Below are 25,642 nucleotides of genomic sequence, written 5' to 3' on the forward strand. Positions count from 1 at the left end.
ACCCGTTGCCCATATGCCACTCTCTATTCTCATAGCCGACGATCACCAGCTTGTCCGGAAAGGACTTCAGATGGTCGTCAAAGAAGTCCTGGGATTCAGCGTGGCCGTAGAATTTGCCGAAACAGGGCGGGAAGTGATCGAGAAGATCACCCAGCAGGAGTTCGATATGCTCATTACCGACCTGAACATGCCCGAGACCAATGAACTCGCGCTGATCCCCGATATTTTACGCATCCGGCCGAAGCTCAAAATCCTGGTCGTCACCATGAAGCCCGACAAGGTATTTGCCGCTCGCTTCTTTCGCGAGGGTGCGCTCGGGTATGTAAACAAAACCGAGCCAGACCAGGTCCTCGCCGAGGCAATCCAGGTAGTAAGCCAGGGGCGGAGGTACATTTCAAGGTCCCAGAGCGAAATTTTCTCCAATGCATTGATCGGCAATGCCGCCAACACGCCGTTCGACAAGCTCTCGAAACGGGAATTCGAAGTAGCCCTACTCCTGCTCAAAGGATACGGCGCCCTGGAAGTGGCTAATGCACTGTCCATCAGCGCCTCCACAGCCAGCAGTTTCCGCTGCCGCGTTTTCGACAAGCTGGAAATCAAGAACCTGCTGGAACTGAACCATCTTGCACAGATGTATCAGATTGAACCAGATTTTGAAGGAGAATCGTAAACGTGCTGCCCTTCCCGGGTCGGCTCTCGATCGAAATGCGGCCGTGAATGTAATCGAGCATCGTGTGGATCAGCAGACTGCCCGTACCTCGATTGCCTGTTTGCCGGTCGCGGCTCATAAACAGGGCAATCTGCTCCTCGTTCAACCCCTGGCCGGTGTCGCTGATCGAGATCAGTAGTTGCCCGTTCTCCTCCCGGCATGAGAGGGTGATTTCCCCGTCGGTTGTATTTTTGTTGGCATTATCGATCAGGTTGCGGATGATCACCGAAAGAATCTGATAATCCGAAATGCATTCCAGATCGGTTCGCACAATAGTGAGCCGGTTATGGTTTACTTTGAAGAGCTCCTTGTAAAGCGAAGCAATCTCCTCGAACAACGCATACAGCGGAAACAGGTTCTTGCTGATCTTGAACCCTTGCTGCTGTGTGCTGATCCACATGAAAAACTGCTCGGTAAAGCCCAGCAGATTTTGTGTACCCATATGCAGGTCGCCAAGGTAAGCGTCGAGGTCCGACGACGTAATATCTTTATGGTTTTTCAAAAGATTGCCGCTGATGAGCGAAATAAACCGCAACGGCGACCGCATATCATGAAGCACCATCGTTATCACATGGTCCTTGAACCGGTTGCTTTCCAACAAAGCCATTTCCGATTTGGCCAGGTCATCAACCGCGCTTTTCAGCTCGCGTGTCCGTGCGGAAATGATATTTTCAAGCTCCTGGGCTTCCTTTTGCAACTTGGTGAGCCTTCGTTTAAACAGCAGATAGCCAATCCCAACCGACAGGCAGATACAGAATACGTAAAACCACCAGGTGTTATAGAACCACGGCTGCACCTCAACAGGTAAAATCAACTGCGCCTTACTGTCAGGGGTATATGCGCCGTTCCTCCTTACCAATAGCTTGTAATCTCCGGGTGGGAGGCTTGCGATCGTTACCTCCCCATTCTTCTCTACTTTATGCCAGTCGGCGTCCAATCCGGCGACCTGGTATTCAAGGTCAAGATTCTCCGCGTTGCCGAAATATGGGGATGAAACATGAATGGAGAGTCGCTTAAAGTCGGGCGACAGGGTGATACCATTGACATTGAACGGGATCGAACGGCCTTTTACCGTCAGGCTATCGGCAAAAATAGCCTTGTCCGGATAATAGGGTTTGATTTTATGGGGATAAAACCAGACAAGCCCTTTGATGGAAGGAAGCGACAGGAGGCTATCCTTTAACCAAAGGTAGGAAGGGTCGCAACCGCCGTTGAACTCATTCGTAGGAAGGCCGTCGGTACGGTCGAAGCGGAAAAAATTGACCTTGTCCAGCCGCCTTTCAGCGAATGCTTGCAACTCGGTTTTCCTTACTTTAAAGAGACCATTATTGCTCGGCAACCAGAAAAACCCGAGGCCATCTTCGATAAATGAATGAACCGTGGTAAGCGCCTGCCGCGGCCCGGCCGGCATGTGATAAAGCTTTTTGTTTTGTAAAAGATAAAACCCCTTTCCATAACTGGATATCCATATTTTATCGCCCGTTTCCGCGTGCACCGTCCGTATGGGCATGGATTCCAGCACCGACTTATCGATCCGGTTCCGCTCGTAATCATACCATTTCAGCCCTTTTTCAGTACAAACCAGGAAATAGGACGGGCGGATCTGTTTGGCAAACAGGATATTGGCCTTTTTTTGAGGAAATTTCTTGTACCCCACGGCATGGTCGTTCACGAGCTTGCCAAATCCATTGGCCGTCGCAAAAAAATACTGCCCTCCCGAGGCATGGCTCATATGGATCACCGAGTGTTCTGACGCAACGACCTGGCTTCGTCCGCTTGCAATGTCCAGCTTGCGAAGTTTATAATCTTGCTCAAAATATAATTGCCCGTTACCCGGAGCGAAAAACCAGGAGCCAATACCAGGATCGAATGGCAATACCCGGGGCGGACGCTCGGTCGATATCAGCATATTTTTGACAATGAGCTGGTCATCGCCCACCCGGGCCTGGGCATACAGGCTCTGGTCGAGGACCTCAGACGAAAACGGTGGTGCAATAAACTGCTTTTTACGGACGACAAACAGTCCGTCGGTTATCGAACCGAGGTAATAGGCTCCTTGCTCAGGCACAAAACGAACACAACTCAGAAAGGGGACATGTATGCCTTCCAGCTGGATTTCTGAATTGAGGTGGCCATTTCGAAGAACTACCTTATAGAGGGTCTTCCCGGCGTAGGCGTAAAATCCATCAGGACAAGGAAAGGTGACAAAATCGCCGGCAAGAAAGCGGTCATCCGAAGCCAGTGGCCCGCTAATGGAGGTGTAACGTGGCATCAGACGGCCATCCTTCCACGCCTCAACCTGATTCCCCGTCAAAATGCACGCCAGAAATTTTCCGGCAAACAAAGCATATTGCGGTTTCCGACCGGTGTAATCCCGGATCTTCGACGGCGCTTTCAGATTTGCCGACAAATAAAGCAGGCTTTCCTCATTCCTGAGGTAAACTTCGTTGTTCGAAATGCTCGATGAAAAAAGGAACAGTTTAGGCCCCAGATGATTATAAAAGTGGGCCAACTTGCGGCACATCTCGTTATCCGTCACCGCCACCCCTTGCCGCCCTACATGCACCGACCATGCCGGGCGTAAAACGGGTGCCGGTCCCATGTGATTGGCCAAAACCGCTACCTTGACAATCTGACCTCCATATAGTCTCGCAAAGAGTGTGCCGCGTGCGTCGCTCGTGAGCCCTTCTACCCGGGCTGATTTCGATCCCGGCAACTCGGAGGTACCGTATGTGACAAAACGCTGCCCATCGTAGCGCACCATCCCCATTTCCGTCGCAAGCCAGCAATAGCCCCATTCATCGAAAGCAACGTCCTTGACGCTGTTTTGGGGAAGACCATTGTCCGTATTATACTGTAAAACAATGTAGTCGTCCTGCTGCGCGAAGGCGGGAAAATCATGCAGTATGAGAGAAATCAACGCGATCAGGAGGATTCTCATAGTTCAATTGTTGCGGGTCGAGGGCTGACAACCCTTTAAATTACTAAAATATACGTTTTCCTGACAATTACTACTTTTATCCATAGAAGTACTACGTCACTCCATTGTTTGTCTTCAATAGAACAATATCCATATTGAATCCACAGCTGCAAAAAACTATCACATGTTTTTTGTAGAAATTTTTCTAGTCTCGCCATCTTCATCGGGTACCGCAAATCCATCCCCAAGTCCTGACCTTTCGGTTAAGGAATATTTCGATTGCCTCTTCACCTCGGCCGTTGGTCGAGGCCGCCTTTTTCAGCGTTACCTTCTAAATATTCTTACCTATGAAAATCAAACTATTACAAATTGCAAAATTATGCCCCGCGTCCGTATTCGGGCTGAGCCTCCTGGCCACAGCTCGACAAGTACGGAGGCAACCAGCCGGTTCTTCCTTAGGAAATAAAACAAAAGAGGTCTGTAAGCAATCTTGCAGACCTCTTTGATATGACCGTTTTAACCTACTGCCAATTAATTTTTACTGAATCGGGTGTTTTGCACCACACCGTCGGCCGATTCTACTTCCACCACATACATTCCCGCACGCAACGGGCGGATCCCGGGCACCGAAATCACTTCCGCCGGATTGGTGTAGCTTCTGGAAAGCAGGCATTTGCCATTCATATCCACGAGCCGTACCATCACTTTTCCTTCCACCGACTCGCCGAGTTTGATATTCAGCTCATCCGCGCCCGGGTTGGGGTAAATGTTAATACGCGATTTGGCATCGTCCGCATCCCGGTAATTCACGGTTCTAATGGCCGACCTCTCACTTCTGCCATCAAAATCGACCTGTTTCAAACGGTAATAATTAATAGCCCCCATCACCGGCGCGAGGTCATGATAAGTATAAGATTGTTCTTTGGAAGAATCCCCCGCGCCAGCCACTTTCCCAATCGACTTGAATGTCTTCCCGTCGGTGCTGCGCTCGATCACAAACTCCTTGTTGTTGGTTTCATCGGAAGTTTTCCATTGCAGTAATGTGCCTGTATTCGACTTTTCGGCCATAAAACCGATGAGCGTCACAGGCAGGGTGGTGTTGCTAAACTCGACAATGGCGGCATCCGCGGCTGGTATGGTGATTGAAAATGTGCCTTGCACCCGGGTAGCCATTTGGCGAGCGCTCTGGGCGCCACTGAAAAGTTCACGGGCCGAATAGTTATCGGACCCGCTCATGCCCGCCCGCTGCAAATCGATATTGAACGTTTTAGCTGAACCGCCGTAATTGAAAATAGCCAGATATGATTTATTTCCCATATTTTTCACAAACACCTCATTGGCCTGATTGCCAGTGTTGCCTTCCAAAGGCGTAAATACGGTACCGCTGGCCGCCAGACTGAGCAAGTCGTCGTTTTGCAGGAGCGTTTGTGCCTTGGTCGTCCATGCACCGGAGGTCGAGAAATCGTCGCCGGTAATGAGCGTGCCCGTCACGATGCCGGATGCAAAGCGGGCGCGGTTTTCACCGTCGGTCTGTGTCCCGAACACCAGGTGATCGGCGTCGAGGTAATTGTAGATGTGCTTCTGCCACCAACCGTAAGTGGTGCTGTTCAACGTGTAGGCGGTTTCGTTAATGTCCTTGTACGCATCGCACGCGATCCTGCGCATATGTGCGTAGCGCCCGGTGGCGAGGTTAGGCGAAATGGCGGCATACACGAGCATTTTACCGTCGAGCTGGTCGGTCAGGTACTCCATTCCTTTGCGGTAGGCCTCCATACCGGTATGAATGGTGTTATCATAGTAGCTGTCCGCTTCGAGCGACGCGTGTCCGAGGAAATCGATTTTAATCATTTCGAAACCACAGGCAATGAACTTCCCGATCACCATTTGCAGACGCGCTTTGGTACCCGGGTGGGTAGGGTCCAATGCATAGGCCCCGTCCAGTTCGACGGGACTGCCATTCACTTTCGTCCAGGCGTCCTGGTAGTTGTAGGTACTGCCTTCCATTTGCCGTGCAAATTTGCCCCAATCCACAAACGGGGCCCAGTAAATGCCTGGTTTAAAACCCTTGCTTTTGCAGTAATTGGCAAATTCGGTCAGTTCCGAAAAGTTGCCGTTCAGGCCGCCGCCGGACATATTATCCCAATACGAATCGAGGTCGATGTAAAGCGTATTGTCGCTGTTTCGGAAATCGGGCACACCCGTAGAGAAGAAATCCACGACGGATTTGGCCTTTGGTAAATTAATCGACGACTGAATGGCGCCCCAGCTGTTCCAGCCGAAAGGCGTGCCGGCGGTCCAGTTGAAAATGTAGCGCGGCTCCGCCAATGCATTCGCTTGCCCATAGACATCGAAACCTGCACGCCAGTCGGCGCCGTAGCTTACGAGAATGCGCGGCGAACGGCAGGCGATTTGCCCTACCGATACCCATCCGTGGCCCCGTTTGTCGCGGGTAACGCTCTCCTGCGTCCAGCCTGCCACCACCGCCACATAGTTGGTCGTGCCCCTGCCCTCACCCACCAGATTCACGCCCGTTTTCCAAACCGAATGCTCCACCGAGCCGATTACCAGGCCCTTCCGGTTGGCATTATCATAAATTGCTCCGGCTTCGGAGCTGAAAAAGTTGGCATACCGGACTTCTTTCGCATCATAGCGCACCCACGCATCGTTATCGAACGGCACAAATAATGCGCGGCGGTCGATATTCGACTGAATATCCACATAATTGGACACCAGCGGGGCCATTTTGTAAGAATTGGACCCGTTCCCGGTCAGTACCAGCTCGGTAAAGAAATGCTCCTTGCCGGGATAAGTATAAAACACCTGCTGCATGCCAATCGCGCCGCTTTTAGTCATCGTAATCACGTGTTTCGTCCCGCTGCCGAACGCGTCGGTTACGGGCGTAGACGAATAGGTACGCCCCGTAAAGCCGGTGCTCTGATGCACCTGGTCCGAATAGGCCATGGCAGTAGCTTCGCCGATCACCTTATTGTTATTAAAATACACGGTATAATGCCCGTTCGCCAGGTCGTAATCGATCCGGTTGTTAGTACCGAATGCTATGCTCTGGATATTAGGCGTATTGATCGGCGAGAATGCGATCTTGTCGATATTCGGACCGTAGTTATTCGGATTATCGAGGCGGATGCTGTTGCTGCCTGCATTCAATACGATACTTACGGTAATGTCCGCGGGGATAGACCACCCTCCCGACGCCGGGCAGGAAACCGCAATAGCCGTGCCTCCATTCGGAGTGACGTTGATCGTGCGCGGATCACCCGTGCTGTAAGTGACAGTAAGGTTGTAGGTACCCGCCGCGGGCACATTCACCGGGATCACCACAGCCCCTTTGCCGAGGTTACCCACCTGGCTTCCGCCCGAGCAGCTTCCGCAACTCTGAACGTCGGCGCCATTGGATAGCACGCCGCTTTCCGCTTCAAAGCTTTGCGCGGACGCAGTCGCCTGCACGAGCAGCCATGCACCGAGGCAAAGTGCCAGCCCGCTGCCGAAGGGGCGGCGTAGCGCCGTCCCGTTCAGCATTGAAAATAATTTTCTCATACTGAATATTTTTCAGGTTAATATTTTTCAAAAACAGCGGTTAATACCCGGCATTCTGCTTCAATGCCCCGCCCGAAGCCTGGATTTCACTTTGCGGGATAGGCTGCCAGTAGTTTTTGTCCTGGAACTTCCTCCCCTCCAATGCGATGATCTTCACATACTCAATGGAGCCGTCGGGCTTCTTCTCAGGCCGCACGCCGTAAGCAGGCACGTTTTCCGTCACATTAGCGATTTTCCAGCGGCGGACGTCGAAGAACCGGTGCTCCTCGAATGCCAGCTCCACGCGGCGCTCGTTGCGGATGCGTTCGCGCATGGCCGCCTGCGTGAGACCGGCCGGCAAATCGGGCATCCCGGCACGCTTGCGGATCTGGTTAATGGCACTGTAAACGGTCGCGTCCGGGCCGGACGCTTCGTTGCGGGCTTCGGCATAGTTCAGCAAGACTTCGCCATAGCGAATGTACTTCCAGGGCTGGGTGGCCGTCTGGTTCGCATTACGGATCGGATTTTGGTCATTGATAAATTTGTATACATAATAACCTGTCTTGCTCGTATTCCAGTTTTCGTTACCATCCTTGCTATCCTGGCCTCCCGGTACGAATGTCTCCACTTTGCGCTCACGATAAGCTGCGCCATTGTACAACACGGTCATAGTCAGACGCGGGTCGCGGTTTTTGTAAGGATCTTTCGGGTTATATCCCGATTTCGGATCGGTGATTTTCGTACCGTCCATCATCTCATAATCGTCCACGAGGTTCTGTAAAGGCGTGTTACCCGCCCAGCCGCCATAGCCGTTCGGGCCGTTCACGAGTTCTAGGTTGGTGTGCTCGTTGGTCGGGGAATAAAGGCGGATGAAAATGTCCTCCGAAGTATTGTTGGTAATAAAAAGCTTGCGATAGTCATTATACAGCGAGAATGCATTCTTGTCCATCACCGCCTTGGCGGCGTCGGCAGCCTTCTGCCATTTCGCGGCATCGTTCTGGCCGTTGTTGTACAACGGGCTTGCCGCATAAAGCAGTAACCGCGCTTTCAATGCCAATGCGGCATTCTCTGAACCACGGCCGGGCGTTACAGTGGCCCCAGCCAGACCAGCGGCAGCAGCATCCAGCTCGGTAACGGCGTAAGTAATGCTTTCCTCAATACTTTTGCGCTGGTAGAGTTCGGTATAATCACGGTCTTCCAGGGTATATACTTTGTCGCCGATCACCGGAATACCGCCGAAATTGCGGATCAGGTCATGGTAGCGATAAGCCCGGATAAAGCGCAGTTCGGCTTTCAGCCGCTTCTTGCCCGCTTCGCTCATAGGCACTTTGTCGAGGTTTGCGAGGCCGTAGTTGCACTCACGGATGCTGCGGTAGCTGCGCGTCCAGGTGTTCGAAATCCAGCCGGTGCGGTCGGGAGCGGCATTGCCCTGTTGCACGAAATAGGTGTCATTATCAAAATTACAGATCGACTCGTCGGTCACGGAGCTCATCCAGGCATCCTCGAAACCACGCCCGAAGCCTGGTTTATCCCCTTCGGTCGAAAGCTGCACGCCCACGTAACGGCCTACTACATACGCATCGGCCAATGCGGAGTCGGCCCAGATGGCCTGGTCAGAAATAATATCGGTCGGTTTGGTATCCAGGAATGCGTCGTCGCAGGCGATAATGCACGCCGCGACGCCGGCGAACAAGGTTAGTATCAGTTTATTCAATCTCATGTCTTTGTCAGTTTTAGAATGTCACGTTCACGCCCACATTATAGATCTTCTGCTGCGGATAAAAGAATGCATTGCCATTGTCCCCTTCCGGATCGAAGTCCTTCACTTTGGTGAATGTGAGCAGGTTAAATCCATTGGTGTAAATCCGCAAACCGCCCAGCCCGATTCTTGAAATAATCTTCTGCGGCACATTGTAGGCCAGCTCCACGTTTTTCAGACGAAGAAAAGCGGTATTCTGAAACCAGAACGTGTTTTTATAGCTGCCATTCACGCCCGTTCCCGTGCGCGAATCGATGCGCGGCGAATTGCCGTTCGGGTTGGAGGGGCTCCACGCATCCTCGGCGCGCGACTGCATCACACTACTGAACTCGCCCGCTTCCACTACCACATATTGCGCTACACGCGCCTGGCCTTGCAACAAGACATTCAAAGTGAGATTTTTCCAACCTCCGCCCAGATTCACGCCATAGGTAATCTGAGGCACATTGCTGTACTGCGAGCGGATTCGGTCGGCGGCGTCGATCTTGCCGTCGCCATTGTAATCTTCATATTTGAGATCACCCATTCCTGCGCCCGAAACGTGCGGATAGGCATCAAGCTCCTGCTGCGTTTTGAACACGCCGATAGCACGGTACATCAGGTCGGCATTCGGATTACCAAGGTCCGAACCGAGCGGCATGCCGGTGGCGCGCTGGTAATCGAGCGTGTTAGGGGCCTCGTCAATGAAAACCACCTCGCTTTTCGCGAATGCGAAGTTACCACCGATGTTGTAACTGAAATTGTTGTGGCTGCCTGCGTACTGGATCTGCGTTTCCAGACCGCGGTTATGCACCTCGGCAATGTTCTCTTTCGGGATTTGCGAGCTGCTGATCCCCGTCAGCGCAGGGATGCTCACATTGCGGCTGGCGAGGATATTGGTACGGTTCTCGAAAAACAGGTCGAGATCGAAGGTCAGCTTTTTGAAGAGCGTCGAATTGAGCCCCAAATTGTATTTCTTGGCCACTTCCCAGGTAATGTTCGGATTGGCGAGCAACGAGTACTGAATGAGCGGCACGTTGTCGGCATTGTTACCGGTTGAGAATGCGCCATTGCGCACCTGGAAATTGTCGCGGAACTGATTGGGATTCACGCGGTCGTTACCCAGCTCACCATACGAAGCCCTGATTTTGAGGTCGTTGATGGCATTACCTGTCTGAAACCAGGGCTCCTGCGACACCCGCCAGCCCAACGATATGCCCGGAAAAAAACCATAGCGATTGCCCTTCGGAAACACCGACGACCCGTCGTAACGCAGCTGTACTTCCGCCAGGTACCGTCCCAGGTAGTTGTAATTTACCCGTCCGAACACATTCCTGCGCGAGGTACGGTAGCTGCTTCCGCTGTTGCCGAAATCCACCGGCTGCGCGCCGCCCTGGCTCAGGTCGGGTAGTTGCGTGGTGATGAAGTTGTTCCTCGACGCGCTGAAAAACTCCTGCGTCTCCCGGCTCTGCTCGTAGGCAATGAATGAAGACAATGCGTGGTCGCCGAAGTTCTTTACGTAATTCAGTTTGATATTCCCCGTCAACAAAGCCTTATTTGTCTGGCTTTCGTACATCTGCGCCTTGGCGGGTCCCCCCAGCACGGTGTTGTATTGCTGGGTGGTCTTGTTGTATTGATAAACGATCCAGTTGGTTCTCATTTCCTTGGTAAATGCGAAACTCTGATCGGCGGAAAAGAAGCCGTCGACCGAAAGCCCGTCGATCGGCAACTGGTAACTTGCCCGCAGAATACCGTTCGAAACCGTGGTAGGACTGTTGTTCGTCCCCGCCAATGTCGCCATGGCGATCGGGTTCTTACCTTGCTCCACCCCTGCTCCGAGCTTTCCATCAGGATAGCGTGCAGGAAGTGTGGGATAGGTTCTGTACAAAAACTCGAACACATTGCTCGCCCCGAAACCGGCAATATAGCTGCGGTTCTCACGGCGCGTCGCGAGCTGGATCCCAAAGCTCAGTTTCTCATTTACATTTACATTGATATTCGACCGGACGCTGTACTGGCGGTATTTATTCACGCCGTCGCGGTAGAGGCCGTCCTGGTACAATGTCCCGGCCGACACGAAGTAGTTGATCTTTTCAGTCCCGCCGGAAACGGAGAGATTATGCTGGTTCTGGCGCGCAACCGGCTTCATCAATTCCTTCACCCAGTTGGTGTTGGGATAGTTGATCGGGTCGGAGCCGTCGCGGAATTTCTGGATCTCGGCATCGCTGTACCGCTGGTTCATCCCTCCCGATGGGTTACGGTAATAATCGATCGTATTCAGGATTCCCGCATACGTAGGCGCGTCCACGAACCTGGGCAGGCGCGTGGGCTGCACGAAGCCCTGATTGAAGGAATAGTCAAAGCGCGGCTTGCCTGCGAGGCCCTTTTTGGTAGTAATCAAAATAACCCCGTTCGCAGCCTGTGCCCCGTAAATGGCTGCGGAAGCGTCTTTGAGTACCGAAATACTTTCAATGTCGTTCGGATTAAGGCGATCCAACCCTCCTATTGCATTGGCGATACCGTCGATGACGATGAGCGGGTTACTGTTGCCTGTCGTAGCGCGGCCGCGGATCAATATACTCGACCCGTCCGACCCAGGCTCGCCGGACCGGTTATTGGCGATCAGGCCAGGCAAACGGCCGGCAAAAGAGTTGGAGATGTTGGCCTGCGGGCTGCGGGTTATTTCCGATCCCTGCACGGTCGCCACCGAGCCGGTAATATTCTTTTTAGACTGCGTACCATATCCTACCACTACCACCTCTTCCAGCGACTTCGAATCCACTTTCAAAGTCACATCCACCACAGTTTGCGTGCCGACCGTCACTTCCTGCGAAAGGTAACCTACGAAGGAAAATATCAGCACCGCCGGTCCGGCGGCAGACTTATCATCCGGAATATCCAGCACATAGCTACCCTGTTCGTCGGTAACCGTGCCCCGCTGGCTGCCTTTCAGCACCACGCTCACGCCGGGCAGCTTATCGCCCTTGTCGTCGGCGACCGTGCCCGTGAGCCGGATGTCGGCAGTACTCGCCGCGCCGATCGTCTGTGCTTCGCCGGGAACCAGCGGTTCCTGTAAAAACGACACTTTGCGGCTGCGTTTGAGGATAATCTGGCCATCGCCGGGCTGGTATTCGATCTGCAAAGGCAGCAGAAGCCGGTCAAGCACGGCGGAAAGTTTCTCATTGCTGGCGTTCAGGCTTACGCGGGTACGTACGGGGATAATGCTGCGGCTGTACGCGAAACGCACGCCGGCGAGGTTCTCCAACCGGTCGAGGGCAGTGCCGAGCGGGATATTTTCCGCCTGGATGCTCACGTTTTTGGCCAGCAGGTCCTGCGCATTGATGTCCCTCGCATAACCGCCCGCCGTGATCATTCCAATCAGGAAAAGCTGTAAAATCGATAACCGCATAATATGGTATGCCGTCTTGCTTTTTAGGAAAAAATACATAAGTTTGAAATGGTTAATATGAACAATAGGAAGCCTTGCATCACCGGCCAGTGATGTTCCATCAAGGTCTTCGTTCAGGATCAGGGGTGGCTCCAACACTCCTGATTTTCTTTTGAAGCAGGTATTATTTCGGTTGGTTGAATTTCGTCATAGGGCGGCTGTTAGGTGTCTGTTTTAATTGATATTGAATAGAATCGCATTTACTCCGAAACGGCGCATCCTTCCCCTCGGATCACGATCTCGTCATTTTGCATCACATAGTTCGCATCCACGATCTGCATTGTCATTTCAAGTATTTCTGAAAGCCGGTTCTGGTCGAACGTGGCTTTTACCCGGCAATTTTCAAGATTAGGATTTTCAAGACGGATCTTTACATCGAATTTATCTTCAAGCCTTTTCATCACTTCTCCCAGCTTCGCATCGGTGAATGTAAGTGAAACAGGCTGCCATAACGGCGCTTTCTCGGCCACGTCGGGTACCTCTTCGCTGACGAGCTCCCCGGAGGCCACTTTGAAAACCGCCTGCTGGTGCGGAAGGAGCATTACTTCTTTGCCTTTGTCAGCCGTTACGGAAACCTTGCCTGTCACCACCGAAACTGCATACTCCGCCTCGCCCTTGTTGGCACGCACATTGAAACTTGTACCCAGCACTTTCACCTGCACCGACTCCCCATGCACGAAGAACGGCCTTGAAGGGTCGTGGGTTACCTCAAAAAATGCCTCGCCTTCGAGGGAAACCTCGCGGGAATCTTCATTGAAATCTTCCTTCGCATAGGTAATGCGCGTACCTGGATTCAACCACGCCTCGCTGCCATCGGGAAATACATGCTTCCGCACCTGGCGGGTCTTGTTGATGGTAGAATAAGTGTGCTTTCCGAACCTGAAAACCGATTTATTCTGGGATAAAAAATACCTCATACCCAGTCCGGCAACCAGCAGGATCATCGCCGCGGCGGCGTAGCGCAGGTATTGGCCGAGGGTCCGGTGCCGCAATGGTACCGTACGCGACACGCCGGGCGTGTCCACGCGGGACGTATCCACGCCGGACGACAGTCTCCGGATTTCGTCCTGCACTTTGCCTAAATGCCGGGCTTGGTCGAATGCAGCTTTCTCACCAGTCTCCTCCGACAACGACGCGTACCATTCGTCGACCTGAAACGCTTCCTCAGGAGTACATAGTCCTTCGACATAGCGTTTCAAAAGCTCCGGCGAAATGTTGTGATTGTTCATAATGTGTTTGTAGTGACCTATTATTTCAGTCCCTATAAACAGGACGCGCCGTACGCCGGTATCCCTAGTGACTTTTGAAGAAATTTTATGACAAATACTATTTGAATCCTTATTACTTTTGATCGAAGTTGAAGAATGCACCTCATGAGTAAGGATTACCGCGGTAACGACGACCTGGAATTATGGCAGCTTGCAAAGGTTTCGGACGATTCGCTGGCCTTTGCCGAGCTGCATCGCAGGTATTCGCCCCGGCTTTACGCACTCGCATTACGGAAGACGGGCAGCAGTGAGGTGTCGGAAGATCTCGTTCAGGATCTCTTTGTGCATTTATGGCTGCAGCGGACGGGCATCGCCATTGAAAAAGCATTCAATTTCTACGTTTTTTCCGCGCTTAAAAACCGCATTATCTCCCATTTACGGAAACAGCTCGTTCACCACACAGTGTCGTTGAACGACATCGACCTGGAAACATTGTCGTCGCAGTCGGCCAACCTGGTGCAGGAATGGCTGTCGTTGAAAGAAGTGCAGGAGATTTACTCGCGCGAGCTCGCGAACCTCCCCGAGAAGAGCAAACAGGTATTTGAAATGAGCCGCAGCGGCGTCCCCAACAAGGAAATTGCCCAAATGCTCGATCTCTCCGAGAAAACGGTCGAGTTCCACATCAGTAAATGCCTGCGGGTACTGCGGGCGAAGTTCGGCTATGTGGTGAGCGTCCTGGTGTGGGTGCTGGCAGCCGGAATGTAGGCGTCATCTACCGGCACGCATTTTGCACGTATAGTGATAAAATGCTCTTCCCATGTTTGAAGTTTCTGAATTAAGAAAAATCCTCATGCACGATCATCCGTTCGGCTTCCTCCTGGAAGTGGTGCTGCGGACAGTCGTTATGTTTATGATCATACTGGTTGCGCTGCGAGCGTCCGGCCGGCGCGGGATCAAACAACTTTCGATCTTTGAACTTGTCCTTATTATCGGATTGGGCTCCGCCGCCGGCGATCCGATGTTTTACGACGATGTAGGCATTTTGCCCGCATTCGTCGTTTTTCTCGTCGTCATTACACTCTATATTACCGTTACACGACTTTCGGACAGGTTTGTCAAGATCGAAAAACTGCTGGAAGGCGAGCCATTGTACGTGATCCGCGACGGCAATCTGCTGATGGACGCATTCCGGGAATCGGGCCTGTCGCAGGACGAATTCTTCGCCGAACTCCGCCTGCGTAATGTGGAACATCTAGGCCAGGTACGCACTGTACTCATCGAAACCTCCGGCGAATTCAGTGTATTGTTTTATGCGGAAAAAGACGTCCGTTACGGCCTGCCCATTTTCCCCAGCGAGCTGCAAAACAAACTCTCCGGAACAACTCATGAAAACTGCGAGTACATCGCTTGCGCGAAATGCGGCAGCGTGCGCAACGCCAGGGACTTCGACCAGCTACCGACATGCCCCGAATGCGATGCCTGCGAATGGATCGAAGCTTCGAATGCGAAGCGGGTAGGGTGAGTTGCTGCGTATTGGTATACCTGACAGCTTAATTCTCCGGTGCTATCGGCAACGGCAGATAATCCCGGTTCAAAATCATCCATTCCTGCAAGCGCGTTTTCAGATCGTGCTCAATCGCAGCTATTTCCGCTTTGCCGGATAGGTTGTTTGTTTCGTCGGGATCGGCCTGTAAATCGTAAATTTCGAACATTTTGCGACGCTCGGCGAACAGCAGCTTGTCGTATTTCTCGTCCAACCTACCCTCAGCATGCTGCTGTTTCAAATCGAGCCAGAAAGGTTGTCCGGCGAAATCGACCGGATGGTAGGGAATCTGCCAGATCGCATTGTAGATCAGCTTGTACTTTTTATTAAAAATAGTCCTGCCCAAATCGAAATTGGAAGAATTGGTAGGCAAGCCCTGCCCGTGCGCACCACGGACGGCAAAAATGTATTCGTGGCCGCCATGCTGTGGATCGGTAAATGCAGGAGTGAGGCTTTTGCCGGTGATCTCTTTCGGCACAGGTATACCCGCAACGGCAAGAAATGTGGGTGCGATATCGATACCGGAAACAAGCGCATCGCTTACCTGCCCGCCCTTGATCAGCCTGGGATGGCGGATGATCAGCGGCACGTGGATGCCCAGGTCGTACAATGTTCCTTTACCACGCAGCAATGCGCCGCCGTTATCCCCGATGAAGACAACAAGCGTATTTTCTTCCAGCCCACGCTTTTTCAGGTCATCCAACACACGGCCCACGTCGCTGTCGAGGCGTTGGATTTCGCCGAGATAGGCGGCGAAATCAGCCCGCACACCTTTGGTATCGGGCCAATGCCCTGGCAATGTGAGCGATTGCGGGTCGGGTTCAAAATCTTTGGCATTGAAGATCCGGTGCGGATCGCTATACCCGACTTGTACGAAGAACGGCTTGTTTTTAGGCGCTTTGTCCAGGAACTCGGTGTACTGCTGGAAGATACTGTCGCGGTTACCGGTCGTTTTCAGGTAGTCGACCCGGTTTTTAAAGGTTTCCAGGCCATATTTCTCCAAAACCGCTACCGTTTCGGGCACTCGGCGGTTGCCGTCGAGGTGGAAGCTCCGGCCGAGAATACCGGTATGGTAGCCGCCTTTGCGAAGCAGCTCGGGATAGGTCGTCACGGAGGCATCGAGCGGGGCCGAAAAGCGGGTCATCTGCACGTCGAGCGTATTACGCCCGGTCATGATCGCCGCCCGCGAAAGCACGCATTGCGGCGCGGTGGTGTAGGCACGCGTGAAGCGGATACCTTCCTGCGCGAGTCGGTCAATATTTGGTGTTTTGATCTGGGGATAGCCATAGCTGCTCAAAAACGGCGCACTGTGGTCGTCGGACACGATGAGTACGATGTTGGGACGTTTCTGCTGGCCGGAGGCAGTCGATGCAATAAATGCATGAACAATCAGAAGAAGAGTGATCCGGTGTTTCATTTCGCGTCCTGCTTTTTAGGATACACCTTGTCGATAGACGCCCCTTCATCCCCCTGCTGCCTCATCCAGGCCTCGAGTTCTCCGCGCAAGGTGGCAATGCGTTGCGCATATTGCGGGTCTGCCGCCAGGTTTTTCAGTTCAAAAGGATCTTTTTCGGTATCATAAAACTCGACGGCAGGCCGGTGCTCGAAACGGTCGGTGATCTTTTTGGCATTCGCATCAGCCTTGTCATCTACCCATGAAAACCACACAGTATTGCGGTCTTTGCGGTTGCGGTCCATCATGAAGCGGTTGTAATATGGCTTGTCGGACGCGAGGTTGAGGATCAGCTTATAGCGGTGGTCGCGGATGCTGCGGATGGGGTAAGGATCACCCTCCGGAATATTGTTATGAATTCCGTAGGCGTAGTTTCTCGCCTCTTTGTTCTTGCCTGAAATGACGGACAAAAAGCTGCGCCCGTCGAGACCGGCAACGGGCTTCCCACCGGCAATGTCGATCAGCGTCGGCGTAATATCTTCATATTGTACCAAGGCGTGCGTCTCAGTCGAAGGCTTTACTTTCCCCGGCCAGCGGACGAGCATCGAGCTCCGCTGACCTGTATCGTACAGGTTCCACTTCGCTCCCGGAAACTGCGCACCCTGCTCACCGAGGAAAATCAGGATGGTGTTTTTGTCCTGACCCGTCTCTTTCAGCAATTCACGGATCTGCCCCACCTGATCGTCCAGCCGGCGTACCTCGGCGAGGTATTTCACAAATTGCCTGCGGGTAATGGGCGTATCCACCCAGTTGGCCGGCAGTTTCAGCTTTGCCGCGTCGAATTCGGTGGTATCTCCCACAGTCCAGGGTGCGTGGGGATTAATGCTCATTACAAAAAGACAGTACGGCTTGTCGCTGCCCGTGATGTATTTCTTAATATCGTCGAGGCGGTAATCGTCCGTCGGGGCCACACAGTTAGGCTCAAAACCTTCGATGATATCGAACGGAAACACGCTTTTAGGCTTCGTCACATGATCTTTTCCCGTCAGCCCTACGCGATAGCCGAGGTCGGCCAGGTAATGGCCGACGCTTTTCAGATGGTCGTACACCGGCTTGTGGTTTTGGAACGAACCGTGGCGCACCGGATACAAACCTGTAAAAAGCGACGCCCGCGTTGGTACGCACATCGCTTCCGAAGTGAACAGGTTATGGAATTTCAGCCCATCCTTCGCCAATGCATCGATATGCGTGGTTTTGAGGTTTTGACCGCCATAGCAACTCAGCTGCCGACTGTCGAGGTCGTCGGCCATGATGAGGATGATGTTGGGGCGTTTTGCGCCGGCGTTTTTTTGACCGCCGGCTGGAAATGCCTGGCCACAGCTGGCGCAAAGCGGTAATAATACGTTGAGAATAATGCAGATTCCGAATGCTTTAAACATACACCTGTGGTTGTCATTGTTACCGGTTCGACACAAATCATTTCCGGATTCAATAAGCTAATAACCAATCCCTTCTAATGATTGATAAGGAGAAAGAAGTCGTCAAAGCGGCACAACCTCCGGTTCATCGAGCAACACTTCCCGGCGCGAACGCAGCCGTTCCACAAGCGAATCGTAATGCAGCAGCCCCGCCGCTTCCACCACGAGCACGCCCACAAACTCGCGCCCGCGCCCGATGATATTCAATCGTTGGATCCGTACGCCTTTTACCGATTCCACCAACGATGTGATGTGGTGCACACTCAACGTTTCGGGATATGTGAGTTTGAGTTGATAGGTCTTCATATAGCTTGCATTTAGTCGTTCATGAGTATTAGTTTATTACTTTATAGATCCGGAGTCAGATCAGTGGTCTCCGTAGCGCTTCTCACCTGCTGAGACGGCTAGCGTCAGCTTGTTTTGCTTGGGGGGAAGCGGACAGGTCGCGTACGGAGAGAATGCACAAGGCGGGTTGATGGCTTTATTGAAATCCAGCCATGCGGTACCATCAGCCTCGACGGAAGAATACAGGAAGCGGCCCGAGCCGTAAGTCTCGTGCTTGTTGGTTTGGTCGGCGAAAATAATGAACAGGTTTTCAGGCTTACCGACGGCGTCGAGGCTGTATTCCTTGCCATCGACATTAAAAACGAGTTTACCGGGCGAGACCTGGTTATCGATACGGCCCGTAATGTCGGTAATCGACACCGTGCGGCCCTGTGTTGGCACAAAACGCGCTTTAACCCGCCATTTTTCCTGCACAGGGTACCTTTCAATACCTGTAAAATCTTTCAGGTATTCGCTTTCCAGGTCGCGCAGGCGGATCGCATATTTCTCACCACGCTTGATCACAAACCACCTCAGCGGACCATGTTTCAATGTAACGGGCTTGCCGTCGGGGAAAATATCCAGCTTGGTGACCGGCTGGTCGCCATTGAAGATTTGCGCGCCCGGCTTCGCTCTGAGCGTGATTTTGTCGTTTTGAAGCACAAATTCACCCAAGAACGCATTGCTTTTACCTTCCGGAAAGAGGATATCGTTTTCCGCCGCGCTACCGAATGTGTTTTTGCCCTCCTTCAACCAGAACAGCCCGGCCAGGTTCAGCCAGCCCGATTCCGCTTTCAGGCTCTCGACACGTTTCTGGTGCCAATCGCGGATCTGCTCTTCGTAAGTATTGTCGGTTGCCGCAAATGCAGACAAAACCCATGCCGCCGCCAGCCCCACTAATTGATAAACATGCCTTTTCATTTCAGGTGTTTGTTAAATGATACATACCCATTCCTGCACCGGCGGATCTCCGTGGCGCATCAGAATTCGCAATTTGTTGGTGGCTGGTACACAAAATTAGTTAAACTATTTAATCTACCAATTTAATAGTTTAATATTTCAGAGAAATTTAACCGCAAACAGTTCCCCGGACCGGCGTCATCTGCAAACCCTCCTTTGACCTTACAATAAGAAGCGGGAACCCCCTAGCGCCATTTTTTGTAATTTCAACCTATGAATACTAAACCGGCGTTTCCGACTCTTGGCATCGATGCTTTCGACTCTTCCACGGAGTCGGGTTACAAGCTTTTGCGCCATGAGATCGATGGTAAAAGCCGGATCGATAAACCGCACAAGCACGATTTCTTCATGCTTTTTGTCGTGAAGCAGGGCGGCGGGACGCATTCGATCGACTTCGTCGATTACCCGGTTGCCAATGGACAGGTGCATTTGCTGTTTCCTGGCCAGGTCCATCGCTGGGAACTCGATGAAGCCACATCTGGATTTCAGCTGATGGTAGGGCGACGTGCTTTCGAGACTTCTTCTAACTTTCTGCGACTGTCGTTTATATCCTACCGGAACCACCAGGTGATCGATCTGCCGCGAGCTGTTTTCCAGGCATTGTGCTATGAGCTGGAAACTCTGGAAGGCGAGCTGGGCATGCCTTTGGTAGACTGGGATATGGTACAACTTCGCAGCCGGGTGGCCTTGCAACTTGTAAGCCGAGAAGCCGAACGCATTTACGAGGATATCGGCACCTACCGGGCCAATCCGATCCTTTTCAAATACCACGCACTGGTGGATACCCATTTCAAGACCCACAAGACCGTCGCATTCTATGCTGACCAGCTCAACATCTCCCCCAACTATCTTAATATTCTCTGCAAAAGGCACTTGCATGTACCCGCCACGTATCTGATTCACAACCGCGTGGGTTTGGAGGCGAAGCGCTTGCTGCTGGTTTCGGGGCAATCGGCCAAGGAGATTGCTTTTGAACTGGGTTTCAGTGATCTTCCTCATTTCTCCAATTTCTTCAAAGCCCAGACAGGTTCTTCGCCCCGCGCCTTTCGGAATTCGTTATAAATCCTACAAGTTTTGGCATAAATAGCGCATCGTTCGAACGCGCCACCGGGGTTAACTTTGCTTAAACCTTAACCCCAGGCATATGGAGTCTATTTCCCGCAAAACGTTCATTCAAAGTTCAGGTCTATTGTTGGCAGGCGAAATACTCGTCAAGAAAGCAGGAGCATTCGCATCCGGTGCGGCGCAACCGGCAGAAACAGCCAGTAAACCTGCGAAGAAATGGATGCTGAAAAACGTGCGCCTGGAAACGGGTTTTGTGTATGAGGACGGTGAGGTGATCGCCACCGAAACCGGACTTTTCCGGGTAGAGATCGAAGGCGGGAAGATCAAAGCCGTGCTGCCCAACGATCCCAAAGCCGATGCTACCGATGCCAAAGGGCAACTGATGCTGCCGGCGTTCAGGGATATGCATATTCATTTGGACAAAACCTATTATGGCGGCCCCTGGAAAGCGCGGCTGGCGAAAAACCGTTCGGTGAAGGATATGATTGCGTTCGAGCAGAAAACTTTGCCCGAACTCCTGAAAACGTCCACCTACCGGGCCGAAAAGATCATTGAACTACTGCAATCCAAAGGAACGAATTTCGCCCGAAGCCACGTCAATATCGAACCGACCTCGAAGCTGGATTCGTTAAAGAACCTGCAAAAAGCCATTGAAAATAAGAAAGATAGTTTCGGAACAGAGCTCGTCGCTTTTCCGCAGCACGGGGTTTTCTATTCGCATTCAGAGCAATGGATGAAGGAAGCCGCCGCGATGGATATCGACTTCATCGGCGGTCTCGATCCGAACGCCATCGATGGCAGCGTCGAGAAACAGATCGACTTCATCGTCCAACTAGCCCTCGATCACGGTAAAGGCATTGATATCCACCTGCATGAAGGTGGTGAGCCGGGTTTAAAGACGGTCGAATACCTGACGCAGAAAGTTATTGAAAACCCGGCGCTCGCCGGCAAAACATTCCTCAGCCACTGCTTCGTACTTGCCCGGCTCGAAAAACCAAAACTGGAAGAAGTATCAGAAAAGCTCGCGCATGCACGTGTGGGCGTGATCTCGACTATTCCGTTTGGCAGCACCATTATGCCCATCCCGACCCTTTACCGCCATGGCGTGACGGTTATGACCGGCAACGACAGCATTGTGGACCATTGGAACACATTCGGGTCCGGGAGCGTGTTGCAAAAATCGAATTTGATGGCACAGCTTTACGGCCAATCGACGGAACTCGACCTGTCGCGCTGCCTCAAACTGGCAACCTGCGGTATTCTTCCGCTCGACGAAAAAGGAAAGCAGCAATGGCCCAAGGCTGGCGACGAAGCGAGTGTGGTGTTGGTAGATGCGAGTTGTTCCGCCGAGGCTGTTGCGCGCATTTCACCCGTGAAAGCGCTTGTGCACCGCGGGAATCCGGTTTATCGGAACTGAATCGTGGTTCGGGGGCGGTCAGGGGTGGTCATTGATAGTCATTTGTGGTCAGGTGTTGTCATTGATTGATCATCCATGAGCAAGCGTGAAGAGAACCCAATACACTAGGTAGGATCGATGCCACCTATGTTACATCGCCATGCGATTCCGATGACGCATTTAACTATTCTTGACTAAATCTGACTATACCTGACCACTCATGACCATTCCTGACCACAAATGACCACACCTGACAAAACCTGGCTACACCTGACCAAAAATGACTATCAATATCCATACATGACTGCACTTGCCACCCTTGACTACACCTGACCACAAATGACAATCAATGACCAGGCCTGGCTAATCAAGCCAACGGTTCCTTTCGCATTTACCACTTATCAAGCGTAACCTGCTACATTTCATCCAATTAAATTCATCCCGGTTTCCGGCGCCGCGATAGTTTCGTGCTCAGTTAGTTTAAACACTGAACACTTAAAAATCATCGCTATGAAACACAGCATCTGGAAAATTGGAACGGGCCTTGCCATGTTAGGATTATTGGCGCTGCCAGCCTGTCATCGGCAGATGTCGGACACAGCCCTGGAGCGCGAAAAGGCAGCGATCCGGGATGTCATTGTCCAGGAAACGACTGCCTATTACAAGCAGGATTACGCTGCATGGAAAAGTACGTATGTTACCAAACCCTATTTCCGCGAACATGGTTATTGGGACGGTTTCCCGGAAAAAGTACGGATCTATAACAGCTTCGCCCAGCTCGACAGTTTGAAGAAAAAGCAGTTCGACGAGAACAAAACCGTTTGGCAAACGGCCGTCGTCGCGCGGAGCAACGAAAATTTCCGTATTTACGGCGATGTGGCCTGGTACACCTCCGACCAGATCTCTTCCGACAAAAATACGGGCAAGCTGCTCGGTCGCTCGGTGGATATCCGGATTTTGGAAAAGGAGAAAGGAAAATGGAAGATCGCCTATCTTGGCTTCTACTACTTACCTGAAAAGGGTAACTGATTTCCCAGGCGGCACTCCGAATTTCTTTCGGAAAGCATTGCTGAAATGCTGTACCGAAGAATACCCCAGCGCTTCCGCCACGTTTTTGATCGGTACACCTTCGAGCAGTTGCTGCTTTGCTTTGTGCAGCTTCACGTCACTCAGATAACCGAAAACCGTGGTTTGGTAGAGCTCTTTGAAGCCATTTTTCAGTTTGAATTCGTTGATTCCGACCTGCCTGGCCAGCTCCTGTAACGACAGGGGCTGATCGGTGTTGGCTAGCAACAGGTCCTTCGCGTGGTGAATGGAATCAACGTCGTATTGGGACTTTAGTACCGATTGTCCCCGCTCTCTTCCAAACGCCTGGCTCGCCCTGGCCTGCAATGTGAGGAGTTCCAGACACTTCGCATTGAGGAAAAGCGATTTCAAGCCTCCTTTGAAATTACAGTTGATAATATCCGACACACATTGCCGGATTTCGGACGTTATGGCCATGTTATACTCGGACAAAGTCGCGAAACGCCCGGCGGCCACGTGCTCGCAGAACCGGTCGATCATCTCGCCGTTTCCGGAAAGGGCGCTGATAAAGTACTCTTTCCGGAAATGGAGTTCCAGGAATTTATATCCGCCACTCTCGTTGAACTGCCCCGTGCCGTCGAATGCCGGCTCGTAGATGATATTGTGTTCCTGAGAACTGAACCGGTAGGAGCGTCCGCTGATGAAGTTCTCGAGTCGTCCGCCGCCTGAAATGCTGAAATGCAACTCCACGAAATCAGGTGCATCTGTTGTCCGGAACCGAAGACGGTGCTTTTGTAAGGCAATATCCCCGTATATAATGTAGATATCCGGCAGAGTGATCTCAACAATCTCCGCGTCGCCGAAGAAAAAGCTGTGTTTTTGCCTGTGCTCTGTGACCAGTGCCGGGCCGGGGCCGACGCTCGGCTGCTCCAGATGTTCCGCGCCATCCAACGCCCGCAGTTCCACCCATGGTCCTTCGTTGTGACAAATACTCATTCCCATAATAATCCCTTTCGTGTTAAAAGCTATCCGGATTATGTAAAAATGCTTCCGCTGAATGGCCGCACCTTTGACCAAAACTACAACGGTTTAAGCCACTTTATCAACAAGCTTCCATTTTAATTCAGTTCTATGAGCCATGAAAATCAACCAAAAAGCGGGATTGCCCGGCTTTTGGAAATTGCAGGCACCAAACGCAACCTGCTGATCATCGCCGGTGTACTGGCGGTGGCGCACGCGCTGCTTTCCATCGTTCCCTACGCATTGGTCTATTCCATTATCGATGCGTTGCTGTCGACACCGATGGAAATAGGGTTGGTGAAACTTTACATTTACCGGTCGGTATTTGCGGCAATCGCCGCCTACGTGCTGCTGTACGCGTCGGGCATGGTTTCGCACGTGGCGGCGTTCAACATCCTGTACGAGCTGCGCCGGCAAATGGCGGATAAACTCGGGAGGCTGCCGCTGGGTTTCATCAATCAGTCGAATTCAGGCGCATTGAAAAAAATCCTCGCCGACGATGTGGAGCGTATCGAAAACTTCATCGCCCACAGCATTCCCGATCTCGTCAAAGGCGTGGCGTTGCCGGTGGTTACGCTCGGCTATTTGTTTACGGTGAACTGGCAACTGGCACTCACAAGCTGCATTCCCATCATTATGCTGGCCGTAATGATGCCTTTTATGTTCGGCAAGAAATTCAAAGCCCTGCTCACGGAGTATCATAGTTCGCTGGAATCGATGAATGCCGGGATTGTGGAGTTCGTCAGGGCGATGCCCGTGATCAAGATATTCGGGCACAATGCCGAGCGCTTCGATAAATACAGCCAGGTCGTGCTCCGCTTCAAGCAAATGGTGATTGCCTACAACAGCACGGCATCGCCTGCATTCGGGGTGTTTATCAGCTTTATCAGCAACGCCACGCTGCCGGTGCTTGCTGTGGGGCTCTACCTGTATTTCTCCCATGGCATTACGTTGTCGACGCTTTTCCTGTTCCTCATTCTCGGCGTCGGTTATATCCGCCCGCTTTTTGCGCTCAGCACACTGGGCCCTCAAATTTCGGTGATCAACCACGGCGTGAAACGGCTCGATGAAATACTCTTTGCCCAGGAACAGGAAGCAGAGGGGGATGCATATCTGGATAACGATTTCAGCATACGGTTCAAAAACGTCTCATTCGGTTATCAAAAACACCAGTATGCATTGGATAACGTCAGTTTCGACGTTCCGCAAGGCACTATTACCGCACTGGTTGGACCTTCGGGCTCGGGCAAATCTACGGCCGCACAATTGGTCGCGCGTTTCTGGGATGTCGATAGCGGTGCGATCCTGATCGGCCGGCAGAATATCCGCAATGTCAGACCGGAAGAGCTCATGCGAAACATTGCATTTGTATTCCAGGACAGCTTTATGTTCGAGCAAAGCATTTTTGAAAACATCCGTATGGGGATGGACAAAACGAAAGAAGAGGTGATCCAGGCCGCCAAAGCCGCCCAGTGCCACACTTTTATCGAAAAAATGCCATTCGGTTATTACACGCCATGGGGGCATTCGGGTGCACACCTCAGCGGCGGCGAGCAGCAGCGCATCCAGCTCGCGAGGGCCATCCTCAAAGACGCACCGATTCTCGTACTCGACGAAGCCACGGCGTTCAGCGACCCCGAGAACGAGTCCCTCATTCAAACCGCCCTCAATAAATTGATTTCCAACAAAACGGTAATCGTAATCGCTCACCGGCTCAGTACCATTACCGCCTGCGATCAGGTCGTGGTCATGCGGCAAGGAACGATAGTGGCCAAAGGGACTCACGAAGAACTCCTCGCCGAATGCCCTATGTACACGGGGATGTGGCACGCGCACACCCGGGCAGGCGAGTTTGCACTGAATTCATGAACGACCATTCC

General features: G+C 52.3%; 17 protein-coding genes. 7 read left to right on the forward strand and 10 right to left on the reverse strand.

From position 1 onward, the window contains the following. Positions 1 to 13: 13 nt before the first annotated feature. Complete coding sequence (locus tag AC2YIT_RS00330; protein WP_487277885.1) at positions 14 to 670, forward strand: response regulator; 657 nt, start codon at positions 14 to 16, stop codon at positions 668 to 670. Here AC2YIT_RS00330 and AC2YIT_RS00335 read toward each other — a convergent pair. The 5 genes from AC2YIT_RS00335 to AC2YIT_RS00355 form a co-directional block, all read right to left on the reverse strand. After that, positions 597 to 3,650, reverse strand: coding sequence for a sensor histidine kinase (locus tag AC2YIT_RS00335; RefSeq protein WP_487277886.1), 3,054 nt, complete (start codon positions 3,648 to 3,650; stop codon positions 597 to 599). The genes AC2YIT_RS00330 and AC2YIT_RS00335 overlap by 74 nt on opposite strands. A gap of 510 nt (positions 3,651 to 4,160) precedes the next feature. Next, positions 4,161 to 7,184, reverse strand: coding sequence for a T9SS type A sorting domain-containing protein (locus AC2YIT_RS00340; protein WP_487277887.1), 3,024 nt, complete (start codon positions 7,182 to 7,184; stop codon positions 4,161 to 4,163). Positions 7,185 to 7,224: 40 nt separating this feature from the next. Then, positions 7,225 to 8,883, reverse strand: a complete 1,659-nt coding sequence (locus AC2YIT_RS00345) for a RagB/SusD family nutrient uptake outer membrane protein (RefSeq protein WP_487277888.1) — start codon at positions 8,881 to 8,883, stop codon at positions 7,225 to 7,227. 13 nt (positions 8,884 to 8,896) lie between these two features. Next, a complete protein-coding gene (locus AC2YIT_RS00350) occupies positions 8,897 to 12,349 on the reverse strand; it encodes a TonB-dependent receptor (RefSeq protein ID WP_487277889.1) in 3,453 nt (1,150 codons plus the stop codon). A 200-nt stretch (positions 12,350 to 12,549) separates the two neighbouring features. Beyond that, on the reverse strand, positions 12,550 to 13,578 hold the full coding sequence (locus tag AC2YIT_RS00355) for a FecR family protein (protein WP_487277890.1): 1,029 nt from the start codon (positions 13,576 to 13,578) through the stop codon (positions 12,550 to 12,552). Positions 13,579 to 13,722: 144 nt separating this feature from the next. Between AC2YIT_RS00355 and AC2YIT_RS00360 the strand changes: the two genes are divergently transcribed. Together AC2YIT_RS00360 and AC2YIT_RS00365 are read left to right on the forward strand one after the other, a co-directional pair. After that, positions 13,723 to 14,322 carry an RNA polymerase sigma-70 factor gene (locus tag AC2YIT_RS00360; RefSeq protein WP_430843487.1) on the forward strand — a complete coding sequence of 200 codons (600 nt, stop codon included), beginning with the start codon at positions 13,723 to 13,725 and terminating at the stop codon, positions 14,320 to 14,322. Between the two features lie 52 nt (positions 14,323 to 14,374). After that, the gene (locus AC2YIT_RS00365; protein ID WP_487277891.1) at positions 14,375 to 15,079 is read left to right on the forward strand and encodes a DUF421 domain-containing protein; all 705 of its coding nucleotides are present in this window, start codon (positions 14,375 to 14,377) and stop codon (positions 15,077 to 15,079) included. A gap of 28 nt (positions 15,080 to 15,107) precedes the next feature. Here the strand turns inward: AC2YIT_RS00365 and AC2YIT_RS00370 are convergent, their stop codons facing one another. From AC2YIT_RS00370 to AC2YIT_RS00385, 4 genes are all read right to left on the reverse strand, one after another. Then, complete coding sequence (locus AC2YIT_RS00370; protein WP_487277892.1) at positions 15,108 to 16,517, reverse strand: sulfatase family protein; 1,410 nt, start codon at positions 16,515 to 16,517, stop codon at positions 15,108 to 15,110. Continuing rightward, the gene (locus AC2YIT_RS00375; RefSeq protein ID WP_487277893.1) at positions 16,514 to 17,932 is read right to left on the reverse strand and encodes a sulfatase family protein; all 1,419 of its coding nucleotides are present in this window, start codon (positions 17,930 to 17,932) and stop codon (positions 16,514 to 16,516) included. The genes AC2YIT_RS00370 and AC2YIT_RS00375 overlap by 4 nt, the downstream gene beginning before the upstream one ends. Positions 17,933 to 18,034: 102 nt before the next feature. After that, complete coding sequence (locus AC2YIT_RS00380) at positions 18,035 to 18,277, reverse strand: hypothetical protein (protein ID WP_430843483.1); 243 nt, start codon at positions 18,275 to 18,277, stop codon at positions 18,035 to 18,037. Positions 18,278 to 18,337: 60 nt separating this feature from the next. After that, complete coding sequence (locus tag AC2YIT_RS00385) at positions 18,338 to 19,216, reverse strand: DUF1684 domain-containing protein (protein ID WP_430843482.1); 879 nt, start codon at positions 19,214 to 19,216, stop codon at positions 18,338 to 18,340. 252 nt (positions 19,217 to 19,468) lie between these two features. Between AC2YIT_RS00385 and AC2YIT_RS00390 the strand changes: the two genes are divergently transcribed. The 3 genes from AC2YIT_RS00390 (at position 19,469) to AC2YIT_RS00400 (ending at position 22,745) form a co-directional block, all read left to right on the forward strand. Then, positions 19,469 to 20,317 (forward strand): AraC family transcriptional regulator, encoded by an 849-nt coding sequence (locus AC2YIT_RS00390; RefSeq protein ID WP_430843481.1) that lies wholly within the window; start codon positions 19,469 to 19,471, stop codon positions 20,315 to 20,317. An 82-nt stretch (positions 20,318 to 20,399) separates the two neighbouring features. Continuing rightward, a complete protein-coding gene (locus AC2YIT_RS00395) occupies positions 20,400 to 21,737 on the forward strand; it encodes an amidohydrolase family protein (protein WP_487277894.1) in 1,338 nt (445 codons plus the stop codon). A 489-nt stretch (positions 21,738 to 22,226) separates the two neighbouring features. Next, a complete protein-coding gene (locus AC2YIT_RS00400; protein WP_487277895.1) occupies positions 22,227 to 22,745 on the forward strand; it encodes a hypothetical protein in 519 nt (172 codons plus the stop codon). On the opposite strand, the gene AC2YIT_RS00405 is transcribed toward AC2YIT_RS00400, so the two are convergent. Beyond that, positions 22,725 to 23,744: a helix-turn-helix transcriptional regulator gene (locus AC2YIT_RS00405; protein ID WP_487277896.1), complete on the reverse strand. Its 1,020-nt coding sequence runs from the start codon at positions 23,742 to 23,744 to the stop codon at positions 22,725 to 22,727. The genes AC2YIT_RS00400 and AC2YIT_RS00405 overlap by 21 nt on opposite strands. Before the next feature lie 129 nt (positions 23,745 to 23,873). Between AC2YIT_RS00405 and AC2YIT_RS00410 the strand changes: the two genes are divergently transcribed. Next, positions 23,874 to 25,631: an ABC transporter ATP-binding protein gene (locus AC2YIT_RS00410; RefSeq protein ID WP_487277897.1), complete on the forward strand. Its 1,758-nt coding sequence runs from the start codon at positions 23,874 to 23,876 to the stop codon at positions 25,629 to 25,631. Positions 25,632 to 25,642: the final 11 nt, after the last annotated feature.

It is taken from the genome of Dyadobacter sp. SRI_021 (assembly GCF_057586235.1).

Bases quoted from the DNA above. Each gene is read 5' to 3' on its own strand.
- AC2YIT_RS00330 (WP_487277885.1), top strand. From the start codon at position 14: ATGCCACTCTCTATTCTCATAGCCGACGATCACCAGCTTGTCCGGAAA.
- AC2YIT_RS00335 (WP_487277886.1), bottom strand. From the start codon at position 3,650: ATGAGAATCCTCCTGATCGCGTTGATTTCTCTCATACTGCATGATTTT.
- AC2YIT_RS00340 (WP_487277887.1), bottom strand. From the start codon at position 7,184: ATGAGAAAATTATTTTCAATGCTGAACGGGACGGCGCTACGCCGCCCC.
- AC2YIT_RS00345 (WP_487277888.1), bottom strand. From the start codon at position 8,883: ATGAGATTGAATAAACTGATACTAACCTTGTTCGCCGGCGTCGCGGCG.
- AC2YIT_RS00350 (WP_487277889.1), bottom strand. From the start codon at position 12,349: ATGTATTTTTTCCTAAAAAGCAAGACGGCATACCATATTATGCGGTTA.
- AC2YIT_RS00355 (WP_487277890.1), bottom strand. From the start codon at position 13,578: ATGAACAATCACAACATTTCGCCGGAGCTTTTGAAACGCTATGTCGAA.
- AC2YIT_RS00360 (WP_430843487.1), top strand. From the start codon at position 13,723: ATGAGTAAGGATTACCGCGGTAACGACGACCTGGAATTATGGCAGCTT.
- AC2YIT_RS00365 (WP_487277891.1), top strand. From the start codon at position 14,375: ATGTTTGAAGTTTCTGAATTAAGAAAAATCCTCATGCACGATCATCCG.
- AC2YIT_RS00370 (WP_487277892.1), bottom strand. From the start codon at position 16,517: ATGAAACACCGGATCACTCTTCTTCTGATTGTTCATGCATTTATTGCA.
- AC2YIT_RS00375 (WP_487277893.1), bottom strand. From the start codon at position 17,932: ATGTTTAAAGCATTCGGAATCTGCATTATTCTCAACGTATTATTACCG.
- AC2YIT_RS00380 (WP_430843483.1), bottom strand. From the start codon at position 18,277: ATGAAGACCTATCAACTCAAACTCACATATCCCGAAACGTTGAGTGTG.
- AC2YIT_RS00385 (WP_430843482.1), bottom strand. From the start codon at position 19,216: ATGAAAAGGCATGTTTATCAATTAGTGGGGCTGGCGGCGGCATGGGTT.
- AC2YIT_RS00390 (WP_430843481.1), top strand. From the start codon at position 19,469: ATGAATACTAAACCGGCGTTTCCGACTCTTGGCATCGATGCTTTCGAC.
- AC2YIT_RS00395 (WP_487277894.1), top strand. From the start codon at position 20,400: ATGGAGTCTATTTCCCGCAAAACGTTCATTCAAAGTTCAGGTCTATTG.
- AC2YIT_RS00400 (WP_487277895.1), top strand. From the start codon at position 22,227: ATGAAACACAGCATCTGGAAAATTGGAACGGGCCTTGCCATGTTAGGA.
- AC2YIT_RS00405 (WP_487277896.1), bottom strand. From the start codon at position 23,744: ATGGGAATGAGTATTTGTCACAACGAAGGACCATGGGTGGAACTGCGG.
- AC2YIT_RS00410 (WP_487277897.1), top strand. From the start codon at position 23,874: ATGAGCCATGAAAATCAACCAAAAAGCGGGATTGCCCGGCTTTTGGAA.